This is a genomic window from Aeromonas salmonicida subsp. salmonicida, assembly GCF_001643305.1.
GTDB classification, from domain to species: Bacteria; Pseudomonadota; Gammaproteobacteria; order Enterobacterales; family Aeromonadaceae; genus Aeromonas; species Aeromonas salmonicida.
The window spans coordinates 197,783-221,010 of the sequence record NZ_LSGW01000049.1 but is presented as its reverse complement, the minus strand read 5'-3'; the positions used below and the strand labels follow the sequence as shown (position 1 = coordinate 221,010).

Genomic DNA, 23,228 nt, shown 5'->3' with positions numbered 1-23,228 from the left:
ATTTAGTTGACCACTACACTCGCACCGAGAGAGATTTTGTTTAGGAGTGTTTCAGTGCATCATAAAAGCCCCAAACGAAACAATTTTGTCGATTTGGACAGGCTGAACCTGCTGGAGATCTGATGATGAAATATGTCCCGATCTTGTTTTGCTGCTGGGCCTTGTACGCGCAAGCCGAGACGCCCGAACCGGTACAGGAGGGAACCCTGGCCAATCAGCAGCTGATCCAGGATGCCATGGTCGGTGTAGCTGGCTGGGTGGCAACCAAGGGCTGTGAAGTGCCAGAGCGCTTTGTGCCGGTTGTGTTGCAGCCGCCAAAGGGAGAGCCGGGTAGCCGTTATTGGCAGGAGCGTTGGACGGTGGAAGGGTGTGGTAAACAGTATCCGGTGCTCATCGACTTTCGTGAAACCGGGGTGGATAGCGCCATGTGGACTATTGCGCACTGATGTCTTGAGGGGCGTGGCTGAGAGGGCCCTCTCAGTCAAACCCTGCTCCTGCAGCCCCCGGGGAGGTGAACGGGGGGAGTTGTATCACTCTTGATACGCGGGTTTGTCGGTGCAATGCGCTTCGCTTATTGCACCCTACCTGGATGGCCTGACCTCGTCCCCCAGTGTTTCCCGCTCGTCACTGTGGTGGTCAGATACAACAACGCCCGGCAAGCCGGGCGTTGCTGGGTCATGACGGGGCAGATCCTGCTTGCTGCCACCAGCTGTGGCGTTGGCAGCGGCCCCGAGCCAAAGCTGGCCTAGAAGTCGTGGTAGAGCGGCCAGCCGAGCAGGGGGTGCTTGAGACCGGCGCGCATCTCGAAATTGTCGAGCTTCTCCGGCTCGGCGTTCTCTTGTTGCAGCAACTGGTACTGGCGCACAAAGCCCAGGGTATGCAGCAGGTTGGGGACGAATCCCTTGCTGAGATCCTGACGCAGACCGGCGATCAGCTCGCCCGGCAGCTCCGCCAGCAGCAGCTCCAGCTGGGCGGCCAGATAGTCGGTGTCGTACCACTTCTCTTGCAGCTCAATCTCCCGCGCCAATTTGCGCTTGAGATCCTGCTTTACCTTCAGTTTGGCGGCGCCGCTGCCGTTGCCGCAGAGGATGCGGTAGAGCAGGGCTTCGGCCAGCTTGTCCTCCATGGTGGGGTGGTCGTTCTCGCAGGCGAAGAAGTGCTGATCGATCAGGCTCATCAGGCGGGCCTTGTTGTGCTCCACCAGCGCCTTCTCGTACTCCTGCCAGCCTTGCCACTCCTCCACGTCGGGCGGGCTGGAGATCTTGTCCAAGAGCCGCGCATCCACGTCGCCATAGAGGCTGTTGCCACCGGGCTGTTTGGCACTGACCGAGATCAGCATGGACCAGCCCTTCTGGAACGGCTTGATGGGCCCCTCCGGCGCCTGTAGCAGGGCCAGCGCCTTGGCGGTATCCCGTTGCGACAGCTCCAGCAGGCCCAGGCTGACCACGCCGATGACGTCGTGGGCGGCCTGTTCCAGCAGATGCATCTTGTACTTGTTGTAGTACTTGTCGGCGAACTTCAGGCTCATCAGCACCGCCTTGCCCTTGATCTGGCCAAGCTGCTGATCGCTCAAGTGTTCGCTCTCGCGGCCAAAGCGCAGCACCTGGGTAAGAAAGGGGCCCTGATTGACATCGCGTATGACTAGTTGCATGACGGGGTTCCTCAATCCAGGAAGCTGAACATGTCGTCGACTTCGGCGTACTCGTCGGAGGCATCATTCTTATCTTTGGCCTGCATCACCAGCTCGCTGGCGAACTTGCTGATGATCCCTTCCCAGGATGAGTGCTCATTGCGCAGCAGTGCCTTGATGGCTTTTTCCACATCCGGGGTCAGCTCGCGGATCAGCATCAAGAGGCTGCGCGGGTCATCCAGCGGGTAGTCGTGGGCATTTTCGCTCTGCTGGCGGTCGCTGTAGGAGAGCGCCTCTTCCAAGTCTTCCTCTTCGGCGTGCAGCGTGTCGTGGAAGCCCTCTTCATCCTCGAAGCGCTCACCGCGATAGAACTCGATGAAGGGGATGGCGAGGTAGAAGAGACCGGCCGGATCCTCGGCGATGCACTCTAGGATCTCCGCCTGCTTGGCGTCGCTGTCCTGGGTGCGGATCAGGTAGTTGAGGAAGTCGAAGGTGTGCTGCTGCAGCTCTTCGGCGTTGTTCTTGATCGCCTCTTCCCAGTAGAGGGGCTGCTGGCAGACGATGTCGCGGATCCGCTCCGGGGTCATCAGCTCGGAGATGATCGACGGGAACGACATGTCGTGCTGGCCGTTGATCTGGGTCAGGGTGACGATATCAATCTGTTCAATGACTTCGGCCAACTGATCGTCAGACATTGTCTTGGCGATCAGTTCGAATTTCTCGCTGGCCTGTTTCGGCTCGATCACGGCCAGCTCTTTGATCTCGATGGCGGTAATTTCTATCAGACTGTGCATGCTTTGCCCCAAGTTAGAAACGTACTTCGTCGTACATGTCTTGATCGCCGTCGTCGTCACCATCACCGTTGTAGTCGGCGTCAGCGTTTTCCCCGTCGTCATCGTCGTCGCGAAGCTCATAGTCGTCATCGGCACGGCGGCCACCGCGCGGCAGCGGGTTATCCAGCTGGAACAGCACGGCGCAGGCTTCGATCAGCTGATCTTCGCTCTGGGCCCGTACCGCTTTCACCAGCGGCAGGTCGGCATTGTTGAACGCCACCGACACCTTGAATTCGTCCCATGAGGGTTGTACGCCGCTGCCGAGCCACTTGATCCACTCGGGTTTGGCCTTGGCCGGGAACTGCACCCGGCCATAGAGGGCCAGTGGCAGGTATTCGGGCATGAATTCCAGCATGCTCATGTCAGCCAGCAGCAGTGTCTTCATCTTGCCGGTGAATTGCTCCAGCGCCTTGGGGTCGTCCTGATCCCGGTAGGATTCGATGTTCTCACTGGCATCACTCATCAGCGCTTTGATCCGCGCCTGGTCCCATTTTTTCTGCATAGCGCCTCAGGGGTAAAATTGGTCCCACATCTCCTGCATGGCAGAAGCGGGATCGGTCACGATGACGTTGTTGAAATCCTTGATGAAAGCGGCCCGTTGTTTCGGGTCTGACAGCACTTCATAGGCCTGCTTTACCTGGTGCAGCTTGATGGCTGCCAGCTCTCGCTCTTCTTCGCTCGCCCCCAACAGCTTGTCTGGGTGGTACTGGTTCGACAGCCGTCGATAGGCTTTTTTGATGTCGTTTTCGCTGGCATTGGACTTGACGCCCAGTACCCGAAAGTAGTTGTTCATGGCAGATCCTGCATCACTGGCATCTTGGAATTCACAATGCGGGCGCCTGATGGTGGAGCTTGAGAAACCAGGCACGGCAAAAACCCGTCATTTTAACGGAAACAGGCCAGCTCCGCCATGAATAGGAGGCGATATGGCAAGCAAGTTGCTAATGCGAGAAAAGCTCCGATCGCTGCCATTTTGGCAAGAAGAGGGTGGGGTATGTGTGATGGCGGTTGAAAAAACGCCCGGCAGGCCGGGCGTTGAGTATCTGAGCTGAGTGGTGCAGTAAACAAACAACTGCGGCTTGCCAAGGGGAGTTCAGCGCCCCGCCTCTGGCAGCAGACGAACAAGATGGCGATCGAGCCCCCAGGGGCCGCAACCCTGTACCACCAGCAAGATGCATAGCAGGATATAGACAGACTCAGGCAGATAGAGCAGCCAGCTATACCATTCGAGCCCGGTCACGTCGGCGGGTATCTGATGAAGACCTATGGTCACCAGGGCAACAATGTTGATCACCAGCAACACCAGCGAGGACAACCTGGTTAGCAGACCAAAAACCAGCAGCAAGCCAAACAGGGTTTCATTGCCTGCCACAAAGGTTGCCATAAAGGCAGGATACGGGAGCCCTGCCTCTATCATGGTGTGCAGCATGGCCTGCTGGTTATCTGGCTGGATCAATTTATTCAGACCAGACGCAAAGAAGAAAAGACCGAACGCTATCCGGATCAGTGTCAGCGGCAAGAAATAGCGTTCACTCCTGGTCGACAGAAAACGCGCGATGATGGAAGTCATATCCACTCCTGTATTTGTATGAGGATGTGAAGTTGATGGTCGATAGAGGCCGGATGCGGGCGGTCAACAGGGGTTGTCCCGCCCGCTTGGGCAAAAATTACCTCTATCTCGATCATATGTGGGCCGAGTGGTGCTCTTCTTCATCAGGGACAAGAGCACCAATGTCGGCACCAGTGAGGCCGGTTTAGCCGAGGCTGGCCCAGGCCAGGCGCAATTTCAGCCCCAGACCCGAACTCCAGCCTGTGGTGGTACTCACCACCTTGCCGTCCTTGACGATGAGGAAGCTGGGGGTCACGCTCACCTGCCAGCGGGCGGCGAGGTCCCCTCGCTCATCGTTATGGGTCGGGAAGGTCAGCCCCTTTTTGCCCATCCCCTTGCTCAACTGCTGCGTGTTGCCTGAGCGCAGTGCCACCGTCAGCACGTTTTCACCGTCCTGCCAGAGCTGCTCCACCGTCGGTGTGGTGAAGCGGCAGACGGCGCACCAGCTGGCCCAGTAGTAGACCAGCAGCGGCTTGTCCCGGCTCATGGCCTGCAGGTCGGCGGTGGTGCCATCTTGCAGGGTGAGGGTGGGCAGAGGGTTGCCTTCTGGCAGCGCCGGGCTGCGCCAGAAGTCCAGCGCCGTCGAAATGACCACGCCAAACAGCAGCAGCCAGAGTGCCTCTTTGCCCCAGCGTCGCAGGCGATGGGGGAGGGATGGTTTGGCTTCCATGGTTACCCCTTCCTGGCCAGTTCGGCTTTCACAATTTGCTCAAGCTCTTCATAGGGGATGGCGCCCGACACCAGCTGGTTGCCGATCAATGTGGCCGGTGTCCCTTGCACTCCCAGCAGCGTGCCGATGCGAAGGCTGTTGCGTAGCTCCTCGGTGGCCCTGGCTTCGGGTTTGAGCGCAGCGTTGCCGGTGGCCGCCAGCGCCTTGTTGATATCCGCCTCGGTCAGCATGCCCTGCTTGCTCATCAGCTTGTCGTGCAGGGCAAGAAAGCGGGCTGGGTCCTGCTGCCACAGGGTCAGGCTGTATTGGGCCGCCTTGGCAGAGGTCTGCCCCTTGAACGGCAACAGCTTGATCACCAGCCCGACATCATTTGGGTAGGCCTTCAGCAGCCTGGCCAGATGGGGATCGAACTGTTTGCAGAAGGGGCAGTTGTAGTCGGTGAACGACACCAGGGTCAGCTTGGGGTTTTTGGCGCCCAGGCGCGGGCTGGTAGCGCTGTTGAACAGCACATCCTGGTTGCCCTTGATGAAGTTGCCAAGCTGGTTGGCCTGATCCGCCGCATTCTGTTTCTCCCAGGCATCGGCCACCTCATCGAGGATCTTGGGGTTGGCCACCAGGGTTTCACGAATGAGCTCCTTGATGCGGGCCTCCTGCTCCGGGGTGAAGGGGGCTGCGTGCAGGGCCGGGGTCAGCAGGGTGCCCAGCAGGGTCAGGGTGAGCAGGGTCGATTTCATTTGGTGTCTCCTTGAGAAGGGGCTATGGCTGCTTGCTTCAGGGTGCCAAGCAGAGTCGGTCGGTCCAGCAGGGGGGAGAGGATCTCGCTACCAAGCAGGCCCGGCCCATAAATCTGGTTGAAGGGAATGGCCACGCTGCCGCGCTGGCGCAAGAAATCAGCGATGCTGGCGGAGGGACGGCTCCAGTCCCCGCGCAGGGCTACCACGTCGGGGGCGCTCAGCGCTTTTTGCACATCATCTCGCAGCAGCACGTTGAATTTGTTGGCTTTACAGGTAATGCACCAGTCGGCAGTGACATCGACAAAAACCGGCTTGTTCTGCGCCAGAGCATCCACAATGGCTTGCTCAGAGAGCGGCTGCCAGTTGACGGTATCTCGCTGGGGTTTTCCTTCCATCGTAAAGGCGCCGCCCAGCAGCAGGGCTCCACCCACTAGACAGGTGAGGGCCAGTCCCAGGGTCACACCCCGAATACCGTGACGCCACACCACGGCTAGCAGCAGGGCCGCCAGCATCAGCGCCATCAGGATCAGCATCCAGAATTGACCGATATGGTTGCCGAGCAGGCTGAGCAGCCAGAGGCTGGAGCCCAGCATCATCAGACCGAGCAGAATGCGCAGGCGCCGCATCCAGCGGCCCGGCTTCGGCAGCCAGAGCGCAAGGCGGGGGAAGGCGGCGATCAGCAGCCAGGGCAGGCTCATGCCAATCCCCAGTGCGGTGAAGATGAGCCAGAGTTGACCCAGCGGTGCTCCGAGCGCAAAGGCGACCGCTGTACCGAGGAAGGGCGCCGAGCAGGGGGTTGCCAGCAGGGTGGCAAAGCACCCCTGCAGAAAGTGACCGCCCAGGCTGTTGCCACCCGTGGTGGCGAGACGGGTATTGAGGTTGCTTGGCAGCCTTAACTCGAACAGCCCCAGCAGGTTGGCACAAAACAGCAGGGTGACCACCACCATGAAGCCGATAAACCAGACGCTCTGGAACTGGATACCCCAGCTGACCGCTCCCTGGGTGGCGCGCAGCAGTGTGCTCATCAGTGCCAGCGCCCAGAAGGAGACCAGGATGCCGGCACTGGCCGCCAGGAATTGCAAACGAACCGGACGGCGCTCGCGGGTTTCCAGCTGCAACACCGACCCCAGCTTGAGTGCCAGCACCGGCAGCACGCAGGGCATCAGATTGAGGATAAGGCCACCCAGCAGGGCGGCGCCCAGCAGCCAGAGCATCGAGTGACCCTGACTCGGCAGGGTCAGCGGGTCACCTATGTGGAACTCGCTCTGCCAGGCCTGTTCACCGTTGGCCAGTACAAACCCGAGTTGCTGGTTACGGATGTCGGGCGCATCGCCCTGCCAGCCATCGCTGACCGGAATACGGGCGATCAGGGTGTTGCCTTGCACCTCCAGCTCGGGTTTGCCAAATTCAGCGCCCTCCAGCTTCTGGAGGAAAATCTGGGGATCCTGCCAGCCTTGCGGGTTGTCGGCGGTCAGCTGCAGCTGGTTTTGCTGATAACCCGCTTTGAGGATGACGGTATCCGGCAGGGTTTGTGGCAGCTTGCTCATCGCCTGGGCGTAGGCAAAGTCGAATCCTTCCGGCGTGGTGCCATCCAGCGCAAGGGTAAAAGGGTAGTCGGTCAGAATGCAGACATTGCTGCAAGTCGAAAGGCGCAGGGTGCCAGTCAGCGCATCGCTGCTGCTGTGAGCAAGCGTGATAGGAAGGCTGACGGTCTTCTGATAGCCCTGGGTCGAGATACCACTGACGTCAAATCGCTCCGGCACGGGCCAGTGCCACTGCTGGGTGGCTTGAGGGGCATCCCAGAAGATTTCAGGGGCAATGCCACCTTCCCCCGGGTTCTGCCAATAGGTCTTCCAGCCGGACTCGAGCTCCAGGCTGAGCAGCACGCGAGTTTGGGCGGGATCTCGGGTATCCGCTTGCAGCCGCACTTTGGCGTGATCGTTCTGGGGGCTGGCAAGCCAGCCGGTATCGCTGGCCAATCCCATGGATTGCCACAGCAGGCCGCCCATCAACAGGGCGGTCTTGATGATGTTTGACATTTTTTTGTCTCTTGAAAATGAAAGTTAGGGTGGTGTAAACCGCGGCTAACTCATTCTCGCCAGACACAGAGAGTAAGATGAAGTCGCCGTTCAGGCGGAGATATGTTTCTGGGGGGGGGCAAGGCGGGGGAGCGGCGCGACAGCGGCGCCAGCAGGGCAATCACAAAAGCGATGGCAAAGAAGATCTGTTCGACGCAGAGCAGGGTAGCGGCACTGAGCCACTTGCCGTTGAGCTGGCAACTGCTTGGCTGGGGGGTTGCGGTTTGGGCATCGTCAGCTTCGGCGCCGGAAGATGGGACAGGCAGCAGCTGGCAACTCAGGGCCTGATCGAGCTGAGCCAGCCGTGCCAGCGGCTGGGCCGCACAGTTGAGCACCAGAATGCAGACCAGCAGCAGGAGTCTTGTCGCCACGCGTTGTCGCAAAATCATGCTCGCCCTACCCTGTTGAATGGTGCATATCCTATCGATCAATAATGTCAGGGGCAAGTCAGCAGGATTCGATACGACCATATGTGCGCTGCGGGGTGGTCAGTTCTGTTTGGCGAACGCTTGTTCGCTAAAAGGGGGATCAGTATACTGCGCCGAGTTAAAATCCGAGGTGTTCGATGCTCAAACTTGCCCGTGTGCTGCTGCTAACCCTGCTGCTCGTCTTCTGGTTCGTGTTCGGTCTGTTGCTCTGTCTGGTGCGTCCGCGTCATCCCAACAATGTCTTTGTCTTCGCCCGCATGTACCATGCGGTTTGCCCGCTGCTCGGGCTCAAGGTCAAGGTAACCATACCGGACGAGATCAAGTCGCTCGGCCCGGCGGTTTACGTCTGCAACCACCAGAGCAACTTCGACATCTTCACCGTGACCGGTGCCGTCATGCCGGGCGTGGTGGCGGTGGGCAAGAAGAGTCTGCTGTGGCTGCCCTTCTTCGGTCTTATCTTCTGGCTCTCAGGCAACGTGCTGATCGATCGTTCCAACCGCTCTCGTGCCATCGGCACCATAGGCCAGGTGGTGGATCGCATCAAGAATCACGGTACCTCCATCTGGATGTTCCCTGAAGGCACTCGTTCCAAGGGCCGTGGCCTGCTGCCGTTCAAGGCAGGCGCCTTCCACACCGCCGTACAGGCCGAGGTGCCCGTGGTGCCCATCGTCTGCTCCAGCTACTTCGGTCAGGTTGACCTGAACCGCTGGGACAATGGTGAAGTGCTTGTCGAGGTGATGGCTCCGCTGTGCAGCAAGGAGCACGGCGCTGCCGGCATTCGAGATCTGTCCGATACCTGCCGTGCAGCGATGGAAAGCAAGCTGGTCGAACTGGACAGCAAGCTGGGTCGTCATCAGGCCGTCTGAATCTGAACGGAAGACGACATAGAGGGAGCCACTGGCTCCCTTTTTTGTTGGTTAAAATCACCACTTTATTGGTTATTTTTACCAATGCTCTCGCCTTGAATCTCAGTGTGAAATCCATATCTATATGTAAAACAACAATAAATTATTTTGGCACGGCTCTTGTAATGCTATGGGAAGAGATAGCCATCCCAATGAACAAGGAGCCAGACCATGAGCGTATTCAGCCGCCTGACCGACGTGATCAATGCCAACCTGCACAGCCTGCTCGACAAGAGTGAAGAGCCGGAGAAGATGCTGCGGTTGATGATCGAAGAGATGGAGCAGGTGCAGGTCGAGATGAGAACCCAGGCCGCCCGCGTCATCGCCGAGCAGAAACAGCTGGAGCGTCACCAGCAGGCGTTGCAACACCAGGTCCTGGAGTGGTCGGCCAAGGCCGAGCTCGCCATCCAGAAGGGACGTGAGGATCTGGCCCGTGCCGCTCTCACAGAGAAGCTGGCCGAGGTCAAAAAATGCGAGCAACTGGAGCAGGACAAGGCCCGTGTGGCCGAGGTGCTGGCCCAGCTCACCGCCGACAGCGAGCGACTGGCGGCCAAGCTGAGCGAGGCCCGCGAGAAGCAAAAGATGCTGACCCTGCGGGAGCAGACAGCCCACAGTCGCATCCGTGCCCGTGCTCAGGTCGACAATCAGCGCATGCATGAGCTGATGGCCCGCTTTGACGGTTTTCAGGGGCGGGTCGATCAGCTGGAAGCCCAGATGGAGGCGGCGACCCTGGGGCAGAATCCCTCGCTGGAGGCCCAGTTCCGCGAGCTGGCCCGTCTGAAGGGTCAGAAGGTGGAGGCATAATCATGACGCCCTGGCCGAAAGACCTTGCCCATCGCAAGTTGACCGGGGTCTGCGCCGGCATTGCCAACCGGCTGGGGCTCTCCAGGGTGACGGTACGGATAGTGGCGCTGATCGCCCTGATCCTGATGCCGCCGCTGACCCTGGCCGCCTATCTGCTGGCGGTGCTGATCATGCCGCCCCGTCGTGAATTGAAGCGTTGGCTGGACTGACCCCGGGGTCATTCAGCCAGCAAGAGAAGCCTGTGAGGAGCAGAACATGCTGGAATTTATTGTCTTGATGCTGGTGTTGGTCGCCATGGCGCTGACGGGGTTCACCGTGCTGGCCATGTTGGTGGTGAGCGGTGTCTTCGTGCTGTTCGGCGCCCTGGCCGGCATGTTTGCTCTCATCATCAAGCTGGCGCCGTGGTTGCTGGTGCTGCTGGTGGTGTGCTGGTTCATCAGCAACAGGCGCAAGCAATCCAATACCTACCGTTAACCCTCCCTGTTATCGGATCCTTCCTTGGCCACTGCTTGCAGTGGCCTTTTTTGTGGTGCTTCCAGGGGTGGCGTGACGACCGTCAGCCAGGGCTGACTCCAGTCGGCCCAGCGATCCGGCTCTTGCACCAGGCGCTCTTTGAAGGCTTTGCTCTGCTGCTTGAGGCGATATTCGAGCCGCAGCGCGGCCCCCTTGTTACCGACTGTCTGCTGCCACACCAGCACCAATGGTCCTTTGCCACGCAGGGCGCGTGAGCCTTTGCCGCTCTGGTGCTGGCGCAATCGTCTGATCGGGTCTGTGCTGATCCCCGTATAGAGCAGACCGGCCGCAGTGCGAACCAGATAGATGGACCACTGGCCGGCTGGGGGTGAGCTAGTCGGTTCGGCGTCCATGGTGGATTTTCTCATTCGATCTGCCTGTGCCAAACTCAAGATCAGCCCAAGGAGGTGCGATGCGAGTCTGGTGTTGGTTGTGGTGTCTGTTGTCGATGTCGGCTCATGGAGAGACGCTGCGTCTCTACGATTATCATCAGCATCCCCCTTTTATGACGGGGGAGACGACCGGGCTGAGCCGGGATCTGGTCAAGTATCTCAACGAAAAGCTTGGCGGAGAACCCAGACTTGAGCTCTGGCTGGTGAATCGCGCCAGATTGGCGCTGGAGATGTCGGATCCTGGCTTTGACGGCCTGGTGAGCTGGGTCAATCCTGTCTGGGTCGGGGATCCCCAGCGCGAGCACTATCTGTGGACCTTTTCCATGATGCGCGACACCAACGAGCTTATCTCCAGCCTGGCCAAACCTGTCACCTATCGTGGCCCGGATTCACTCAAGGGGCTGATCTTCGGTGGCATAGAGGGCTACCGCTATCAGGGCATCGATGATGCTGTGGCCCGGGGCGATCTGGTGCGCCACGATGCCAAGAAGGTCAGAACCAATTTCAGCCTGCTGATACGCGGCCGCATTGATGTGACGCTGGTGCCGGGCTCGGCACTCGCTTTTTTCACCCACGATGCCTATGAGGGCAAGCTGTTCGTTTCGCCCTTTGCCCAATCCAGCTATACCCGCCACCTCTTGCTGCCCAAATCCCGCCACGAGTTGCATACCAGGCTGAACGACATTGCCGAGCAGATGGGTAGGGATCCCAAGTGGCTTGCCATTCTGGAATCCTATCGCAGCAGACCCTGAGCATCATTGTTGCCGCCGCGCCTGAGGCGGTGCAGCGGCAGCAGGCTCACCAGCAGGCCCGCCCAGACAAAGGCAAACCCCACTGATTTGACCGGATCCGCCGTCTCGCCAAACCAGAGGATAGCGAGCAGGAAGGCGAGGCTGGGTTCTATGTATTGCAGCAGGCCAACCGTGCTCATGCGGGTGCGCATCATGCCGTAACAGAACAGCCCCACCGGCAGCAGGGTGGCGGGAGCGCTGCCCATCAGCAGCAGTCGGTCGGCCCAGTCACCGGCCATGAACTGGCTCATGCCGTTGAGCGTCAGAGCGCCAATGATCAGCAGGGCGACGGGAAGCTGGACCAGGGCTTCGAGGTAGAGGCTGACACCGGCGTCGTAGTGCACTTTCTTTTTGAGCAGACCATAGAAGGTGAAGTTGGCCCCCATGATGAGGGAGAACCAGGGCAGCTGACCGTAGGATAACAGCATGTAGGCGAGTCCGGCCAGTGCCACTGCCAGGTGCTTTTGTACTGTGAGCTTCTCTTTGAGGAAGATGACGGCGAACACGATATTGAACAGCGGCGTCATGAAGAAGGCGAGGCTGGTGGCCAGCACCTGACCCGTGGTCAGACACCAGGTGAACATGCACCAGCTGATGGACATGACGGGGCCCGCCAGCAGTATGAGGCCCAGCTGGCGCGGTTCACTGCGAAGCCGTGCCCAGGGCACCTGATAGCCGAAGAGAGCAAAGAGCGCAGCCAGCAGAACGACAGACCAGAGTACACGGTGGGAGAGCAGCTCCCACATGTTGACCTCGGGCATGAACTGGTAATAGAGGGGCAGCATGCCCCACAGCGCGAATGAGAGGGCCGCGCTGCCGGTGCCCATCCAGTTTTTCATCGTTTTTCGTTTATTAAATTAAACATTCGTGGCCGCATGATAAGTATCTGTTGAATCTTTCACAAGCAGGATCAGGGGGAAAACTCTGTTACCATCGGGCCCATGAACCGACTCGATACGCTGTTTGAACAGATCCGGGCCTGCCGGTTGTGCGAGGCTCATTTGCCGCTGGGCCCGCGCCCTGTGATCCGCGGGAAAGAGAGTGCTCGTCTGCTGATCATCGGTCAGGCTCCCGGCACCCGAGTGCATGCCAGCGGCATCCCCTGGGATGACCCCTCTGGCGATCGGCTGCGTCACTGGCTCGGCGTGGATAAAACGACCTTCTACGACGAGTCCCGCATCGCCATCATGCCGATGGGGCTCTGCTACCCCGGCAAGGGCAAGTCGGGGGATCTGCCCCCTCGTCCTGAATGTGCGCCTACCTGGCACGACAAGGTATTGATGCTGCTGCCCAATATCGAGCTGACCCTGCTCATCGGCCAGTATTCCCAACAGTACTATCTGGGCAAGGCCGGCAAAGGTTCGCTGACCGAGACGGTAAGACAATGGGCCGACTATTGTCCCGCCTGGTTGCCGTTGCCGCACCCGTCTCCCCGCAATACTTTCTGGCTCAGGAAGAACCCTTGGTTCGAGCAGGACGTGCTCCCCCATTTGCAGCAAAGGGTCGCCCCCTTGCTGCTTTGATTCAGGCCGCCGGTTCTGCCAGGGGTTTTGGCTTGCTGCGGGCCATGGCAAGCAGCGGGATTATGATGCACAAGCACCCCAGCAGCAGCGGCAGACCCGGCTGCTCGTCAAACAACCAGACCCCGATGGCAACCGCCATCAAGAGGCCGGTATATTCCGCCGAGGCGATCTTGCTCGCCTCCGCCTTGCGATAGGCCACCACGCACAAGCCGGCATAGACCATGATCAGCGCCGATGAGCCGAAGGCGGGCCACCACATCTGCCACTGCCAGTCGCCCCCTTCCCATAGCGCCAGCGCCAGTATGAAAGGCATGCTCAGCACGTTGGTGAAGAACAGTGTCTGGGCGATGGGCTGCTTGAGCGGGATCCGCTTGATCAGCAAGTTGTTGAGCGCCATGGAGAGCGCCACCCCGAGTGCCGCCAGCGCGGCCCAGTTCACCTCGGTCGGCCGCAGCACGATCAGCACTCCGATAAAACCGATGAGCGCGGTCAGCACCTTCTGGCGCGAGATGGCTTCCCCCGCCATCCACACTGCCAGCGGTACCATCATCAGGGGCGCCGCATAGAAGAGGGCATTGGCGGTGGCCAGCGGCAAGCGGGTGAGGGCGATCACCATCAAGCAGACGCCAACCGCCCAGATGTGGGCTCGCAGCAGATGCCACTTGATGGCGACCGGTGGATTGCGACGCCAAGACCAGAGCAGCCAGGGCGTCAGCAAGAGGGCTGCGGAGAGCTGGCGAAAGAAGACAAACTGGAACACGGGCTGGCTCGGCTCCAACACCTTGACCAGCGCATCGGAAAAGACCGCCACCATATTGCCCAGCACCAGATAGAGGATCCCGATCCCGACTGCATTCATACCACCTCCCACATCAGATGAGGGCAGGGTAGCGCGGGGTCAGTTATCCAGTAAAATGATAAAAAATCACCATCTATGAGATTTTTGGATAATGAAGCTGCCTCCCCTGCGCGCCGTTCAATATTTCGAAGCGGTTGCCCGCCTGCTCAGTTTTTCCCGTGCGGCCCTCGAGCTGAACGTCAGCCAGAGTGCGGTCAGCCACCAGATCCGATTGCTGGAGGATTTTCTGGGGGAGCGGCTGCTGCTGCGCCAGGGGCGGCTGTTGTCATTGACAGCCCAAGGGGAGGTGTATTTTGAGGGCATAGCGGCCGGGCTTGGCCAGATCGCCCAGAGCAGCGAACAACTGCGCGGCGGTGGCGAGATGCGGGTCCGGCTTGCCGTCTACAGCTCGTTCGCGGTGAAGTGGTTGATCCCGCGCCTGGCGGGCTTGCGTCAGCTCTATCCCGAGCTGGATCTGAGCCTGGAGATGGTGGCGGAAGACCCCGAACTTTCCGATCGGGTGGCAGACTGTTTTATCACAGTCTCGCCCCATGGCCGTGGCTATTGCCACGATCTCATCTATCGGGAGCGGCTCTTTCCGGTTTGCAGCCGGCGGTTGTTGCAGCAAGTTGAAGGGGAATGGCCGCAGGCCATCTGGCAACTGCCGCTCCTGTCGGTACAGTCCATCTACAAGGCGCGGGGAGAGGATTGGCAGCGCTGGGCCAAGGCGGGTGAGCTGGTCATTCCCGATGAGGCGCGCATGCACCACTTCAGTCATGTGTTGCTGGCGATGGAGGCGGCGGCCTGGGATCAGGGGGTGGCCTTTGTGAACGACTACATGTTGCGACCGGATGATCCCCAGCTGGTGGCCTTGCCGGTACACCAGCTGGAGACGGGGGATGCCTTCTATTTCACCTGCAAACGATCCCGGGCCCATGAGCCCGCCATCAGCCGGTTGCGCCAATGGCTAATGATGGAGACGCGCCAGAGCATGGCCTTGCAAACAAAAGCACAGCCCTGATGCTCAGGTTGGGCTTTTTTGAACTGGCGCAGAATAAACAGGCTGGCGGCACAGACGCCACCGAGGGATTTGCAGTGGCCTGATGGCAAGCATCAGGCCATACGATACTCAGGCTTTCTTGAACTGGCTCAGAATAAACATGCTGGTGGCACAGACCACGACGGAAGGGCCCGCAGGCGTGTCCTGATACCAGGAGAGGCTGAGCCCGCCCAGCACAGCCAGACAGCCGATCAACGCCGCAAAACCGGCCATCTGCTCCGGCGTCTGGCTGAAACGGCGAGCGGTGGCGGCGGGAATGATCAGCAAGGAGGTGATGATCAACGCCCCGACAAACTTCATCGCCACGGCGATCACCAGCCCAATCAGCAGCATCAGCACGCAGCGCAGCACATCGACCCTGACCCCTTCCACCCGCGCCAGCTCTTCCGAGATGGTCATGGAGAGCAGGGGATCCCACAGTCGCCACAGGGTTAGCAGCACCAGGGCACCACCACCGTAGATCCAGAGCAGATCCACCGGCTGTACCGAGAGCAGGTCGCCGAACAGGTAGGCCATCAGATCCACCCGCACGTTATCCATAAAACTCAAGGTGACCAGGCCGAGCGACAGGGCACTGTGGGCCAGGATGCCGAGCAGGGTATCGGTCGCCACCTGCTGGTTGCGGCTCATGATCACCAGCAGCATGGCCATGGCGAGGCAGCAGACCACCACGGCCAGGGTGAGATCCACCTGCAGCAGTATCCCCAGCGCTATGCCAAACAGGCAGGCGTGGGAGAGGGTGTCGCCGAAATAGGCCATCTTGCGCCACACCACAAAGCTGCCCAGAGGCCCGGCCAGCAGGGCGATGCCGAGACCTGCCGCGAGGGCATATAACAGAAAGCTGTCCACTTGAATGTCCTTAGCTGCGCTTATTGATTGCGAGACGGCAGGCGGATGACGGGCGCCTGCGGTTCGTGATGATGATGTTCGCCGTCGCAGTGATGATGGTGGGTGTAGACCGCCAGCACCTCCTGTTCAGGTCGTCCGAACAGGCGGGCAAATTCAGGGTGGCGCGCCACGCTTTCCGGTTCACCGTGACAGCAGACGTGACGATTGAGACAGATCACCTCATGGGTGCTGGCCATCACCAGATGCAGGTCGTGGGAGACCATCAGCACGGCGCAGTTGAGCTCGGCCGCCAGCTGGCTGATAAGGGCGTAGAGCTCGATCTGGCCCGTGATGTCCACGCCCTGAACAGGCTCATCCAGCACCAGCAGCTCGGGTTTGACCAGCAGGGCGCGGGCTAGCAGCACCCGCTGCATTTCGCCACCGGAGAGTTTCTGCATCCGGTTGTCCAGCAGGTCCCCCGCGCCGACCCGATCCAGCGCCTCATCGATGGAGAGGCGGCCATTCTTGCCAAGCTGCAGAAAGCGACGCACTGTCAGCGGCAGGGTAGGATCCAGATAGAGGCGCTGGGGGACATAGCCGACCCTCAGGTCCCGACTGCGATTGATCTCGCCGGAATCCGGGGTGAGCAGGCCCAGCACCAGCTTGCTCAATGTGCTCTTGCCCGCCCCGTTGGGGCCGACCAGGGTAGTTATTTTGCCTTTATTCAGGGTAAAGGAGACCTTGTCGAGCACGGATCGTCCGTCGAACGAAAGACAGACCTCTTTCAGCTCCACCAGTTGGGTCATGACAGCTCCGGGGTTTACAGCCTGTGAGAGTTATAATATAACAGCAGTATTGGTTTGTTATATTATCACACACTCACTTCCTGACGAGATCTCTATGCGAATTCTTACACTGATCACTGCCCTGCTGGCGGTGAGTCTGCCTGTCCGTGCCCTCGAGGTGCTGACCACCATCAAGCCCCTCGGCTTTATCGCGGCCGCGATCACCGATGGCGTGAGCGAGCCCAAGGTACTGTTGCCGACCGGCGCCTCTCCCCACGATTTTGCCCTGCGCCCCTCCGATATTCGCAGCATCAACGGCGCCGATCTGGTGGTGTGGGTGGGTCCAGAGCTGGAAGGTTTCATGGCCAAGCCGCTGGCCAAGCATCCTCACGTGCTGACTCTTACCCAGGTTGAAGGGATGCCGCTGTTCAATTACGCAACTCAGCCGAGCCATGACAGCCATCATCATGATGCCGATGAGCACGACCATGCTGCCCATGATCACGCAGACCATGACGGACACGAAGGGCATCATCATGAAGGGGTGGACCCGCATATCTGGCTGGGGCCAACCCAGGCACTGGTCATCGCCAGCGCATTGAGCGAAACCTTGAGCGCCCAGGATCCGGCCAATGCCGAGCGCTATCGTGCCAACCTGCTGACCTTCAAGGGCAAGGTGGATGCCAAGGACAAGCTGATTGCCGGGCAGATGAAGGCAGTGAGCCAGAAGGGCTATTTTGTGTTTCACGAGGCTTATGGTTACTGGGAACGTCACTACGGCATGAGCTCCAAGGGGCACTTTACCGTGAGCCCGGAGCGTCGCCCTGGCGCCAAGACGCTGGTCGATATCCGCAAGGCGCTGCAGGAGAAACAGGCGAGTTGCATCTATGCCGAGCCGCAGTTCTCGCCGGCAGTGATCGAGTCGGTCGCCCGCAATACCGGTGCCAAGGTGCTGCTGTTGGACGAGGTGGGTGAGCAGGTGCCGCTCGGGCCGGATGGCTATCCGCAGTTCATGCAGCAACTGGCCGATGCCTTCGCCCAGTGCCGCTGAGCCAGGGCGGGTTGATCGATAGGGCAACCGTGGCCAACTATACTGACCTTCATCATCTGACATGGAGTGTCTCGTATGAAATGGCTGCTCATTCCCACCTGCACGCTGGCGTTGCTCTGCGCCAGCGTGCAGGCCTCTCGCCTCTCCGAATATATTGCCAGCCCTGAACTGCGGGCAAAATTGCAGGAGGTCTATGGTGGCAGGGCGATCCAGCGGGCCGAGGCGTTCTCCCGTTTGCTGTCACCGAGGGCTGGCACCACGGATCAGCAGAAAATAGAGCTGGTGAACAACTACTTCAACAACCTGACCTACAGCGAGGATCCCAGACTGTGGGGAGATGAGGATTATTGGGCCAATCCGCTGGAGTTCATCGGTGCCCGAGGTGGGGATTGCGAGGATTACAGCATCTCCAAGTACTACACCCTGATGGAGCTGGGGGTGGATGAGAAAAAGCTGCGGCTGGCTTATGTCAAGGCGGTGAAATACAACCAGTTTCACATGGTGACGCTTTATTTCCCGACTCCCAAGTCTGATCCTATGTTGCTCGACAACATCAACAGCCGGATCCTGCCCGGTAGCCAGCGGACCGATCTCATCCCTGTTTACAGCTTCGATGCCAAGAGCATCTGGATCATGAAATCCCGCCGTGAAGGAACTCTGGCGGGCAGTGCTGACCGGTTGGCGCAGTGGACATCGATGAAGACCCGTTTCTCCAGCGAGCAACTGCGCTCTCCTCGTCGTCAGTTATAGTTTTCCCGCTGTTTTCAGCTCCTCGAAATATTTGGCTGCACCCGGGTGCTGTTCGATGCTCAGCACCGGGCCTGTCTTGTTGCGCGCCTTGTGAAACAGGTTGGCGTAGCCATAGGTTTGTTCGTTGAAGTTGGTCTGCTGGGTCAGCATGGCCCTGGTCAGGCGATAGACATCGGCCTCTGGCGTAGCGGCATTGGTCACCAGGGTAGCCGCGATGGCAAAGGTGGGGGTCGCTTTCAGGTTGCCGGGGTAGATGCGAGCCGGCACCTGACTGCGCTGGTAGTACTTGACTCCCTTGATCAGTTGCTCCCGTAGCGTTCCCTCAATCGGCAGAAAGCGGATGGCGCAGCGCTTGGCGGTATCGAGCACGATCCGGTTCGGGTGGCCCATCACCAGGCCATAGGCATCTATCTGTTTGCTGCAGAGTGCATCGACCAGATTGCCTGCACTCTTCAGATCGAGATCCTGCTCCTTTGCACCCAGCAGGTCGAACAGCGCCAGCGCCGTCTGGCGGGTACCCGAACTCTTCAGCCCCATGTCGATGGGAGCCAGCTTGAGTTGCTCCAGGCTGGTGATATCGCCATCGGCCCGCACCACTATGGTGAAGGGTTCTGCATGGGTGGCAAACAGGGCCCTCAGCTCAGGTTGCGGCTGGCTGACATAGGGGCCCAGCCCCTTGCTGGCCTGATAGAGCCAGTCCGATTGCACCAGAGCGTAGCTTGTCTGGCCAGCCTGCAATTGGCGAAGATTCTCGATGGAACCTGAGGTGGCCTGCGGCTTGCATTGCAGCTCGGGGTCACTCTTGTTGGCCAGTCGGCAGAACTCCCTGGCGACCTGATGATAGATCCCCTGCTCACCGCCGGTGGCGAGGGTAACGGGGTTGGCCAGCAGCGGCAGCGGCCACAGCAGGGCGAGCAACGACCAGGTTCTGTTCATGATGCCTCCTTGCTGGCATAGCCATCGATACCCCAGGCGCGCAGGGTATTTATATCCTGGATCTCGCTGGCTTCAGCCAGCAGGGTGTAGCCCGAACTGTGCAAGCATTGAGCGACCAGATTCCAATAGAGGGGATCCTGGGTCGGCTGGCAGCTGATGAAGACGGGATTGATGGGGTCGAGCTGGTTGAAGGTGTCGTTGGTCTTGGGAATGGCGCTAAATGCCATCTCGACGCCCTGCTCCTGCAAGGTAGCGAGCCGTTCCTCCCCGAGAGGCGGGAAACTTGCCAGATCCCAGCGCCAGTCGAGGGTCTTTCCCCTTGCTTTGGCCAGTAGCGGCGCAAATTGTGTCCAGTCGGCATGATTGAGCAGGCTGAGAGGCAGTTGCAGCCCTTCCGCCGGGTTGCGGAGCCAGAGTTCAAGCAGGTGCTGGATTTCGTCCGGCGAGCTCTCCTGTGAGGGGGAAATGGTCGGGACAAGACGGCTGTAGAGGCGGATCTTGCCCTGGGTGGAGAAGAAATATTGTTGCTGCATGCCCTCTTCTTCGTCCATCAGCCCTTGCAGCGGAAGTTCAGCTGTCACTGTCTGCTGTTTGCCAAGCTGGGTGACCTTGAGCCTTTGTTGCAGCAGGTCACGCTTGCGCTCGGAGACCAGCTGATTGACCGAGATGACCAGCTCCTTGAGGTCCTGCAGCCAGGGGGATTCCAGGCTGCCGCTGAACTGGCGTTTGCGGATCCTGACCAGTTGCTGGTTGATCTGCTCGAGGGGGCGCAGCAGGCGGCTGCACACCCAGGAGATCACCAGAGTGAATACCAGCAAGCCGGCGAGCAGGGCCAGTCCGGTACGGCTGATGGCATTCCACAGATGCTGGTAGGCGTAACCGGTATGTCCCTCCAGGGTGAGGGTGCCCAGCATGCGCCAGCCATCGGTCAGTTCCTGCTCAATTTTGACTGGCGGCATGTCGATAACAGAAGGGAGCCAGCTTGGTACGTTCTGCTGCGCTGTGTGGAAGACCTTCTGAAACAGCGGCTGACCGTCAGGATCCAGCAGGGTGACCGAGCTGACAAAACCGCCGTCAAACATGGCATTGACGATGGTTTCTGCCAGCACCTTGTCATCGTTGAGCAGGGTACCTTGCAGTACCAGCCCGAGTGCCGTGATGGCCGTTTCAAGATTGGCTGACATCTGGTCGAGGATGGATTGACGTACCGTGGTGACTTCCAGCATGAACAGCAGGGAGGCACCGATAACGAACAGGATCAGGATGATTCGGTTTAACAGTTTTGCTAACGACATATCCACTCCATGGAAAAGTTATCGCAACATCATGAAACCTTGGGTCAAACACGATCGGACCCGGTTCTTAAAAATAGGAAAAAATAGTTAAAAAAGACGATCATTTCTGCCCATAAGGGAATGTTATGCATAAAATGTGAGGTTCATGCAGATTGGTATGAACTTATTGTGAGTATTTAGGTCAAACAATCAGTTTTATACGGTTTTATAACAATCAGACCGACCACTAACACCCATTGAATCTAATGACAGGATAGCGGATGAAACGTCTCCGTCCCTTGGTAGCACAGGCTGCCAATTGGGAACCCCCGGTTCCCCGCAAGCATTTTTATGCCATGTTACTGCTCACGGCCATGACGCTGTCAGCGGTAGCCATATTGCCAGCCCCAGGTGACATCCTGGAGCGGCCATTGCGTCTTGAGTTGCCGATTGCGACCCATGGCACAGCAACCAACGAAGACAATACGGACTTTAACGACATCCCGGATCATGAGCTGGTGGAAGCGGCGACCCCGGAAGATGACATCCCGACCGATTCCACCCCCCAGTGGCAGGATTATCGGGTTCGCAACGGCGAAAATCTGACCACCATCTTCAACAATCTGGGACTCTCTACCACCACCCTCTACAAGGTGCTGGATGCGGACAGCAAAAACAATCTGGCCCGCCTCAAACCTGGCCAGACCATAGAGTTGCTGATCGATCAGGACAACATACTGCAACAGATGAAGATTCGTCTGAATATCAAGCAGACGCTGGTCCTGGAGCGCACTGACGATACTTACAGCGCCAACATGCTCAATGAAGAGGTGGAGTGGCAGCAGAAGAGTTATGACGGTGTCATCAACGGCAGTTTCTATGTCAGTGCCCGCAATGCCGGGATCCCGGCCAGCCATATCCAGAAGATTGCCAACCTGTTCCAGTGGCGGCTGAATTTCGCCAAGGATTTGAAAAAGGGCGATAAATTCAGGGTGCTGGTTCGTCAGGAGACGGTCGAGGGCAAGAGCACGGGCAATACCCAACTGCTGGGCGTCGAAGTGTTCAATCAGGGCAAGGGCGTCTCGGCCTGGTTGTCGGAAGATGGCAACTACTATGACGGCCAGGGCAACAGTCTGGAGCGCGGCTTCCGCCGCTATCCGACCCACAGCCGCTATCGGGTGAGTTCCAGTTTCAACCCGAACCGCCGTCACCCCATCACCGGCCAGGTCCGCCCCCACGAGGGCACCGATTTTGCCTTGCCGGTGGGCACGCCTGTATTGGCTACCGGCGATGGTGTCGTGCTCAAGGCGACCAGCCACCCATTGGCAGGTACCTATGTGGTGATCAGGCACGGTCGTACCCTGATGACCCGTTATCTGCACCTGAGCAAGCTGCTGGTGAAAACCGGCCAGAAGGTGAAGATGGGTGACAAGATTGCGCTCTCCGGCAACACGGGCCGGTCCACCGGTGCTCACCTGCACTATGAGGTGCGGATCAACAACCGCCCGGTCGATGCCATGAAGGTCAAGTTGCCGATGGCGGAGCCGCTCTCCGGCAAGGCCAAGCGCCAGTTCCTCGCCAAGGTGAAGAGCTATCGCAAGGAGATGGAGGCAGGCTGAAGCCGGTTTCCAGCCAAATAGAAAAGGCCCCGCCACATTGGCGGGGCCTTTTCATTGGTGTCATGGGCGTATCAGTAACCCTTGTCGAAGTCTATCTTGCCATCCAGCGGCTGGCCGTCGATGAAGCGGATGTAGTTGCGCACGAAGATCTGGGCCACATCATCGGGGAAGCTGTAGGCGCTGTTGTGCGGCGTGATGATGAGGTTGGGCTGGCCCCAGAGCGGACTGTCAGCAGGCAGGGGCTCCTGCTCGAACACATCCAGCACCGCCATGCCCAGCTTGCCGGTACGCAGGGCAGTGAGCAGATCGCCTTCGTTGATGGCATTGCCGCGACCGACGTTGAACAGGATGGCGCCCGGCTTGCAATGCTCGAAACGAGATGCGGTGAACAGATGATGGGTCTCGCGGGTGGCGGGCAGGACGCTGACGATGACATCGGCCTGGGCCAGCATCTTGTTGAGTGCGGGTAGCTGATACACCTGATCGAAACCAGCGCGCTCGCGGCCGCTGCGGCTGATGCCGAGCACCTTCATGCCAAAGTGTTTGCCGGTGTGGGCTATGTGCTGGCCTATGCTGCCAGTGCCCAGGATCAACAAGGTGCGTCCCTTGAGCCCCTGATAGGGATGACTCTGCCACAGTCGCTGTTTTTGCTGTTCCCGATAGAGTGGCAACTGACGCATCAGGCTGAGCAGGTGGCCGAAGACATATTCGCTCATCAGCGGGCCGAAGATGCCGCGCACATTGGTGAGCTGGTAATCGCGGCGGCAGCGTGCATCCAGCAACACATCGACCCCGGCATAGGTGGACTGAAACCAGCTCAACTTGTTGGCCTTGGCCAGCAGCGGCTTGGCACGTGCCGGCTCGGCCATCAGGATATGGGCTTCCCCGATCAGTTTCTCGGCATCGCTCTGGTTGTCGGCTCTCAGAATGCGCAAATGGGGGAGGTGAGCCGCCTTGAGCAGCCGCTCGTAGTGCGCGTTGTCCTGGCTGAGCAAAAGAAGGGTACGTTGACTCATACTCTTGTTCCTTATCAGATTTGCGGCGTGGGAAAGAGGCCGCTCTGCCTTCATCTTACCCGAGTTGATCGGGCAAGATAGTCGACCAGGCCGCTTTTTCGTTTTCGTGCGGCCCCTCGTGGGCTACAATCTGCCCCACATTTTGCAAAGGATCCGACTCC

At 59.2% G+C, this 23,228-nt stretch carries 28 protein-coding genes; 11 read left to right on the top strand and 17 right to left on the bottom strand.

The window, feature by feature from the left end:
* Positions 1–122: 122 nt before the first annotated feature.
* Entirely contained in the window at positions 123–446 is a 324-nt protein-coding gene (locus AXW79_RS08010) for a hypothetical protein (protein WP_011898315.1), read from the top strand.
* Positions 447–745: 299 nt separating this feature from the next.
* On the opposite strand, the gene atcC is transcribed toward AXW79_RS08010, so the two are convergent.
* The 9 genes from atcC to AXW79_RS07965 form a co-directional block, all read right to left on the bottom strand.
* Positions 746–1,651: a cold adaptation protein AtcC gene (gene atcC, locus AXW79_RS08005; protein WP_005313875.1), complete on the bottom strand. Its 906-nt coding sequence runs from the start codon at positions 1,649–1,651 to the stop codon at positions 746–748.
* Between the two features lie 11 nt (positions 1,652–1,662).
* The gene (atcB, locus tag AXW79_RS08000) at positions 1,663–2,424 is read right to left on the bottom strand and encodes a cold adaptation protein AtcB (protein WP_005313872.1); all 762 of its coding nucleotides are present in this window, start codon (positions 2,422–2,424) and stop codon (positions 1,663–1,665) included.
* Positions 2,425–2,437: 13 nt separating this feature from the next.
* Positions 2,438–2,965, bottom strand: coding sequence for a cold adaptation protein AtcA (gene atcA / locus AXW79_RS07995; protein ID WP_005313869.1), 528 nt, complete (start codon positions 2,963–2,965; stop codon positions 2,438–2,440).
* A gap of 6 nt (positions 2,966–2,971) precedes the next feature.
* Positions 2,972–3,256 (bottom strand): cold adaptation protein ActJcold adaptation protein ActJ, encoded by a 285-nt coding sequence (gene atcJ, locus AXW79_RS07990; RefSeq protein ID WP_005313867.1) that lies wholly within the window; start codon positions 3,254–3,256, stop codon positions 2,972–2,974.
* A gap of 300 nt (positions 3,257–3,556) precedes the next feature.
* Positions 3,557–4,033, bottom strand: coding sequence for a DoxX family protein (locus AXW79_RS07985; protein WP_005313864.1), 477 nt, complete (start codon positions 4,031–4,033; stop codon positions 3,557–3,559).
* 184 nt (positions 4,034–4,217) lie between these two features.
* Complete coding sequence (locus AXW79_RS07980) at positions 4,218–4,742, bottom strand: protein disulfide oxidoreductase (protein WP_005313862.1); 525 nt, start codon at positions 4,740–4,742, stop codon at positions 4,218–4,220.
* Between the two features lie 2 nt (positions 4,743–4,744).
* Positions 4,745–5,476: a DsbA family protein gene (locus AXW79_RS07975; protein ID WP_005313861.1), complete on the bottom strand. Its 732-nt coding sequence runs from the start codon at positions 5,474–5,476 to the stop codon at positions 4,745–4,747.
* Entirely contained in the window at positions 5,473–7,515 is a 2,043-nt protein-coding gene (locus AXW79_RS07970; RefSeq protein ID WP_005313860.1) for a protein-disulfide reductase DsbD family protein, read from the bottom strand. The genes AXW79_RS07975 and AXW79_RS07970 overlap by 4 nt, the downstream gene beginning before the upstream one ends.
* Positions 7,516–7,565: 50 nt before the next feature.
* Positions 7,566–7,943, bottom strand: coding sequence for a hypothetical protein (locus AXW79_RS07965; protein WP_005313850.1), 378 nt, complete (start codon positions 7,941–7,943; stop codon positions 7,566–7,568).
* A gap of 176 nt (positions 7,944–8,119) precedes the next feature.
* Here AXW79_RS07965 and AXW79_RS07960 point away from each other — a divergent pair, with 176 nt between their 5' ends.
* The 4 genes from AXW79_RS07960 (at position 8,120) to pspG (ending at position 10,165) form a co-directional block, all read left to right on the top strand.
* Positions 8,120–8,848, top strand: a complete 729-nt coding sequence (locus tag AXW79_RS07960) for a 1-acylglycerol-3-phosphate O-acyltransferase (protein ID WP_005313847.1) — start codon at positions 8,120–8,122, stop codon at positions 8,846–8,848.
* A gap of 210 nt (positions 8,849–9,058) precedes the next feature.
* Complete coding sequence (gene pspA / locus AXW79_RS07955) at positions 9,059–9,691, top strand: phage shock protein PspA (RefSeq protein WP_005313844.1); 633 nt, start codon at positions 9,059–9,061, stop codon at positions 9,689–9,691.
* 2 nt (positions 9,692–9,693) lie between these two features.
* Entirely contained in the window at positions 9,694–9,900 is a 207-nt protein-coding gene (locus AXW79_RS07950; protein ID WP_005313843.1) for a PspC domain-containing protein, read from the top strand.
* Between the two features lie 46 nt (positions 9,901–9,946).
* Positions 9,947–10,165, top strand: coding sequence for an envelope stress response protein PspG (pspG, locus tag AXW79_RS07945; protein ID WP_005313840.1), 219 nt, complete (start codon positions 9,947–9,949; stop codon positions 10,163–10,165).
* On the opposite strand, the gene AXW79_RS07940 is transcribed toward pspG, so the two are convergent.
* Positions 10,162–10,572 (bottom strand): GIY-YIG nuclease family protein, encoded by a 411-nt coding sequence (locus tag AXW79_RS07940; protein ID WP_011898319.1) that lies wholly within the window; start codon positions 10,570–10,572, stop codon positions 10,162–10,164. The genes pspG and AXW79_RS07940 overlap by 4 nt on opposite strands.
* A gap of 44 nt (positions 10,573–10,616) precedes the next feature.
* Between AXW79_RS07940 and AXW79_RS07935 the strand changes: the two genes are divergently transcribed.
* Entirely contained in the window at positions 10,617–11,348 is a 732-nt protein-coding gene (locus AXW79_RS07935) for a substrate-binding periplasmic protein (protein ID WP_034284035.1), read from the top strand.
* Here AXW79_RS07935 and rarD read toward each other — a convergent pair.
* Positions 11,330–12,226 carry an EamA family transporter RarD gene (gene rarD, locus AXW79_RS07930; RefSeq protein ID WP_005313832.1) on the bottom strand — a complete coding sequence of 299 codons (897 nt, stop codon included), beginning with the start codon at positions 12,224–12,226 and terminating at the stop codon, positions 11,330–11,332. The two genes, AXW79_RS07935 and rarD, sit on opposite strands and share 19 nt — an antisense overlap.
* Before the next feature lie 102 nt (positions 12,227–12,328).
* Here rarD and AXW79_RS07925 point away from each other — a divergent pair, with 102 nt between their 5' ends.
* Entirely contained in the window at positions 12,329–12,910 is a 582-nt protein-coding gene (locus AXW79_RS07925; protein ID WP_005313830.1) for a uracil-DNA glycosylase family protein, read from the top strand.
* Position 12,911: 1 nt separating this feature from the next.
* On the opposite strand, the gene AXW79_RS07920 is transcribed toward AXW79_RS07925, so the two are convergent.
* Positions 12,912–13,769 carry a DMT family transporter gene (locus tag AXW79_RS07920; protein ID WP_005313828.1) on the bottom strand — a complete coding sequence of 286 codons (858 nt, stop codon included), beginning with the start codon at positions 13,767–13,769 and terminating at the stop codon, positions 12,912–12,914.
* 91 nt (positions 13,770–13,860) lie between these two features.
* Between AXW79_RS07920 and AXW79_RS07915 the strand changes: the two genes are divergently transcribed.
* On the top strand, positions 13,861–14,769 hold the full coding sequence (locus AXW79_RS07915; RefSeq protein ID WP_005313826.1) for a LysR substrate-binding domain-containing protein: 909 nt from the start codon (positions 13,861–13,863) through the stop codon (positions 14,767–14,769).
* Positions 14,770–14,877: 108 nt separating this feature from the next.
* Here AXW79_RS07915 and znuB read toward each other — a convergent pair whose 3' ends face one another.
* Positions 14,878–15,657, bottom strand: a complete 780-nt coding sequence (gene znuB / locus AXW79_RS07910; RefSeq protein WP_005313824.1) for a zinc ABC transporter permease subunit ZnuB — start codon at positions 15,655–15,657, stop codon at positions 14,878–14,880.
* 20 nt (positions 15,658–15,677) lie between these two features.
* The gene (gene znuC, locus AXW79_RS07905; RefSeq protein ID WP_005313822.1) at positions 15,678–16,442 is read right to left on the bottom strand and encodes a zinc ABC transporter ATP-binding protein ZnuC; all 765 of its coding nucleotides are present in this window, start codon (positions 16,440–16,442) and stop codon (positions 15,678–15,680) included.
* 94 nt (positions 16,443–16,536) lie between these two features.
* Here znuC and znuA point away from each other — a divergent pair, with 94 nt between their 5' ends.
* Both znuA and AXW79_RS07895 read left to right on the top strand, forming a co-directional pair.
* Positions 16,537–17,472: a zinc ABC transporter substrate-binding protein ZnuA gene (gene znuA, locus AXW79_RS07900; RefSeq protein WP_005313820.1), complete on the top strand. Its 936-nt coding sequence runs from the start codon at positions 16,537–16,539 to the stop codon at positions 17,470–17,472.
* 75 nt (positions 17,473–17,547) lie between these two features.
* Positions 17,548–18,222, top strand: coding sequence for a transglutaminase-like cysteine peptidase (locus tag AXW79_RS07895; RefSeq protein ID WP_005313817.1), 675 nt, complete (start codon positions 17,548–17,550; stop codon positions 18,220–18,222).
* Here the strand turns inward: AXW79_RS07895 and AXW79_RS07890 are convergent.
* Both AXW79_RS07890 and AXW79_RS07885 read right to left on the bottom strand, forming a co-directional pair.
* Positions 18,217–19,158: a TAXI family TRAP transporter solute-binding subunit gene (locus AXW79_RS07890; RefSeq protein WP_005313814.1), complete on the bottom strand. Its 942-nt coding sequence runs from the start codon at positions 19,156–19,158 to the stop codon at positions 18,217–18,219. The genes AXW79_RS07895 and AXW79_RS07890 overlap by 6 nt on opposite strands.
* Positions 19,155–20,453: a LapD/MoxY N-terminal periplasmic domain-containing protein gene (locus AXW79_RS07885; RefSeq protein WP_005313811.1), complete on the bottom strand. Its 1,299-nt coding sequence runs from the start codon at positions 20,451–20,453 to the stop codon at positions 19,155–19,157. The genes AXW79_RS07890 and AXW79_RS07885 overlap by 4 nt, the downstream gene beginning before the upstream one ends.
* A 260-nt stretch (positions 20,454–20,713) precedes the next feature.
* On the opposite strand from AXW79_RS07885, the gene mepM reads away from it, so the two are divergent.
* A complete protein-coding gene (gene mepM, locus AXW79_RS07880) occupies positions 20,714–22,051 on the top strand; it encodes a murein DD-endopeptidase MepM (protein WP_005313809.1) in 1,338 nt (445 codons plus the stop codon).
* Between the two features lie 71 nt (positions 22,052–22,122).
* Here the strand turns inward: mepM and AXW79_RS07875 are convergent, their stop codons facing one another.
* The gene (locus AXW79_RS07875) at positions 22,123–23,067 is read right to left on the bottom strand and encodes a D-2-hydroxyacid dehydrogenase (RefSeq protein WP_005313807.1); all 945 of its coding nucleotides are present in this window, start codon (positions 23,065–23,067) and stop codon (positions 22,123–22,125) included.
* Positions 23,068–23,228: the final 161 nt, after the last annotated feature.

What these genes read in the sequence shown, in the direction of transcription:
- AXW79_RS07925 (WP_005313830.1), top strand. Translation starts at nt 12,329, where the DNA reads ATGAACCGACTCGATACGCTGTTTGAACAGATCCGGGCCTGCCGGTTG.
- AXW79_RS07960 (WP_005313847.1), top strand. Translation starts at nt 8,120, where the DNA reads ATGCTCAAACTTGCCCGTGTGCTGCTGCTAACCCTGCTGCTCGTCTTC.
- AXW79_RS07915 (WP_005313826.1), top strand. Translation starts at nt 13,861, where the DNA reads ATGAAGCTGCCTCCCCTGCGCGCCGTTCAATATTTCGAAGCGGTTGCC.
- AXW79_RS07940 (WP_011898319.1), bottom strand. Translation starts at nt 10,572, where the DNA reads ATGAGAAAATCCACCATGGACGCCGAACCGACTAGCTCACCCCCAGCC.
- AXW79_RS07885 (WP_005313811.1), bottom strand. Translation starts at nt 20,453, where the DNA reads ATGTCGTTAGCAAAACTGTTAAACCGAATCATCCTGATCCTGTTCGTT.
- AXW79_RS07950 (WP_005313843.1), top strand. Translation starts at nt 9,694, where the DNA reads ATGACGCCCTGGCCGAAAGACCTTGCCCATCGCAAGTTGACCGGGGTC.
- AXW79_RS07920 (WP_005313828.1), bottom strand. Translation starts at nt 13,769, where the DNA reads ATGAATGCAGTCGGGATCGGGATCCTCTATCTGGTGCTGGGCAATATG.
- AXW79_RS07875 (WP_005313807.1), bottom strand. Translation starts at nt 23,067, where the DNA reads ATGAGTCAACGTACCCTTCTTTTGCTCAGCCAGGACAACGCGCACTAC.
- AXW79_RS07980 (WP_005313862.1), bottom strand. Translation starts at nt 4,742, where the DNA reads ATGGAAGCCAAACCATCCCTCCCCCATCGCCTGCGACGCTGGGGCAAA.
- AXW79_RS07935 (WP_034284035.1), top strand. Translation starts at nt 10,617, where the DNA reads ATGCGAGTCTGGTGTTGGTTGTGGTGTCTGTTGTCGATGTCGGCTCAT.
- atcC (WP_005313875.1), bottom strand. Translation starts at nt 1,651, where the DNA reads ATGCAACTAGTCATACGCGATGTCAATCAGGGCCCCTTTCTTACCCAG.
- znuA (WP_005313820.1), top strand. Translation starts at nt 16,537, where the DNA reads ATGCGAATTCTTACACTGATCACTGCCCTGCTGGCGGTGAGTCTGCCT.
- atcJ (WP_005313867.1), bottom strand. Translation starts at nt 3,256, where the DNA reads ATGAACAACTACTTTCGGGTACTGGGCGTCAAGTCCAATGCCAGCGAA.
- AXW79_RS07985 (WP_005313864.1), bottom strand. Translation starts at nt 4,033, where the DNA reads ATGACTTCCATCATCGCGCGTTTTCTGTCGACCAGGAGTGAACGCTAT.
- AXW79_RS07970 (WP_005313860.1), bottom strand. Translation starts at nt 7,515, where the DNA reads ATGTCAAACATCATCAAGACCGCCCTGTTGATGGGCGGCCTGCTGTGG.
- AXW79_RS08010 (WP_011898315.1), top strand. Translation starts at nt 123, where the DNA reads ATGATGAAATATGTCCCGATCTTGTTTTGCTGCTGGGCCTTGTACGCG.
- AXW79_RS07965 (WP_005313850.1), bottom strand. Translation starts at nt 7,943, where the DNA reads ATGATTTTGCGACAACGCGTGGCGACAAGACTCCTGCTGCTGGTCTGC.
- pspG (WP_005313840.1), top strand. Translation starts at nt 9,947, where the DNA reads ATGCTGGAATTTATTGTCTTGATGCTGGTGTTGGTCGCCATGGCGCTG.
- AXW79_RS07895 (WP_005313817.1), top strand. Translation starts at nt 17,548, where the DNA reads ATGAAATGGCTGCTCATTCCCACCTGCACGCTGGCGTTGCTCTGCGCC.
- atcA (WP_005313869.1), bottom strand. Translation starts at nt 2,965, where the DNA reads ATGCAGAAAAAATGGGACCAGGCGCGGATCAAAGCGCTGATGAGTGAT.
- rarD (WP_005313832.1), bottom strand. Translation starts at nt 12,226, where the DNA reads ATGAAAAACTGGATGGGCACCGGCAGCGCGGCCCTCTCATTCGCGCTG.
- znuC (WP_005313822.1), bottom strand. Translation starts at nt 16,442, where the DNA reads ATGACCCAACTGGTGGAGCTGAAAGAGGTCTGTCTTTCGTTCGACGGA.
- mepM (WP_005313809.1), top strand. Translation starts at nt 20,714, where the DNA reads ATGAAACGTCTCCGTCCCTTGGTAGCACAGGCTGCCAATTGGGAACCC.
- pspA (WP_005313844.1), top strand. Translation starts at nt 9,059, where the DNA reads ATGAGCGTATTCAGCCGCCTGACCGACGTGATCAATGCCAACCTGCAC.
- AXW79_RS07975 (WP_005313861.1), bottom strand. Translation starts at nt 5,476, where the DNA reads ATGAAATCGACCCTGCTCACCCTGACCCTGCTGGGCACCCTGCTGACC.
- AXW79_RS07890 (WP_005313814.1), bottom strand. Translation starts at nt 19,158, where the DNA reads ATGAACAGAACCTGGTCGTTGCTCGCCCTGCTGTGGCCGCTGCCGCTG.
- atcB (WP_005313872.1), bottom strand. Translation starts at nt 2,424, where the DNA reads ATGCACAGTCTGATAGAAATTACCGCCATCGAGATCAAAGAGCTGGCC.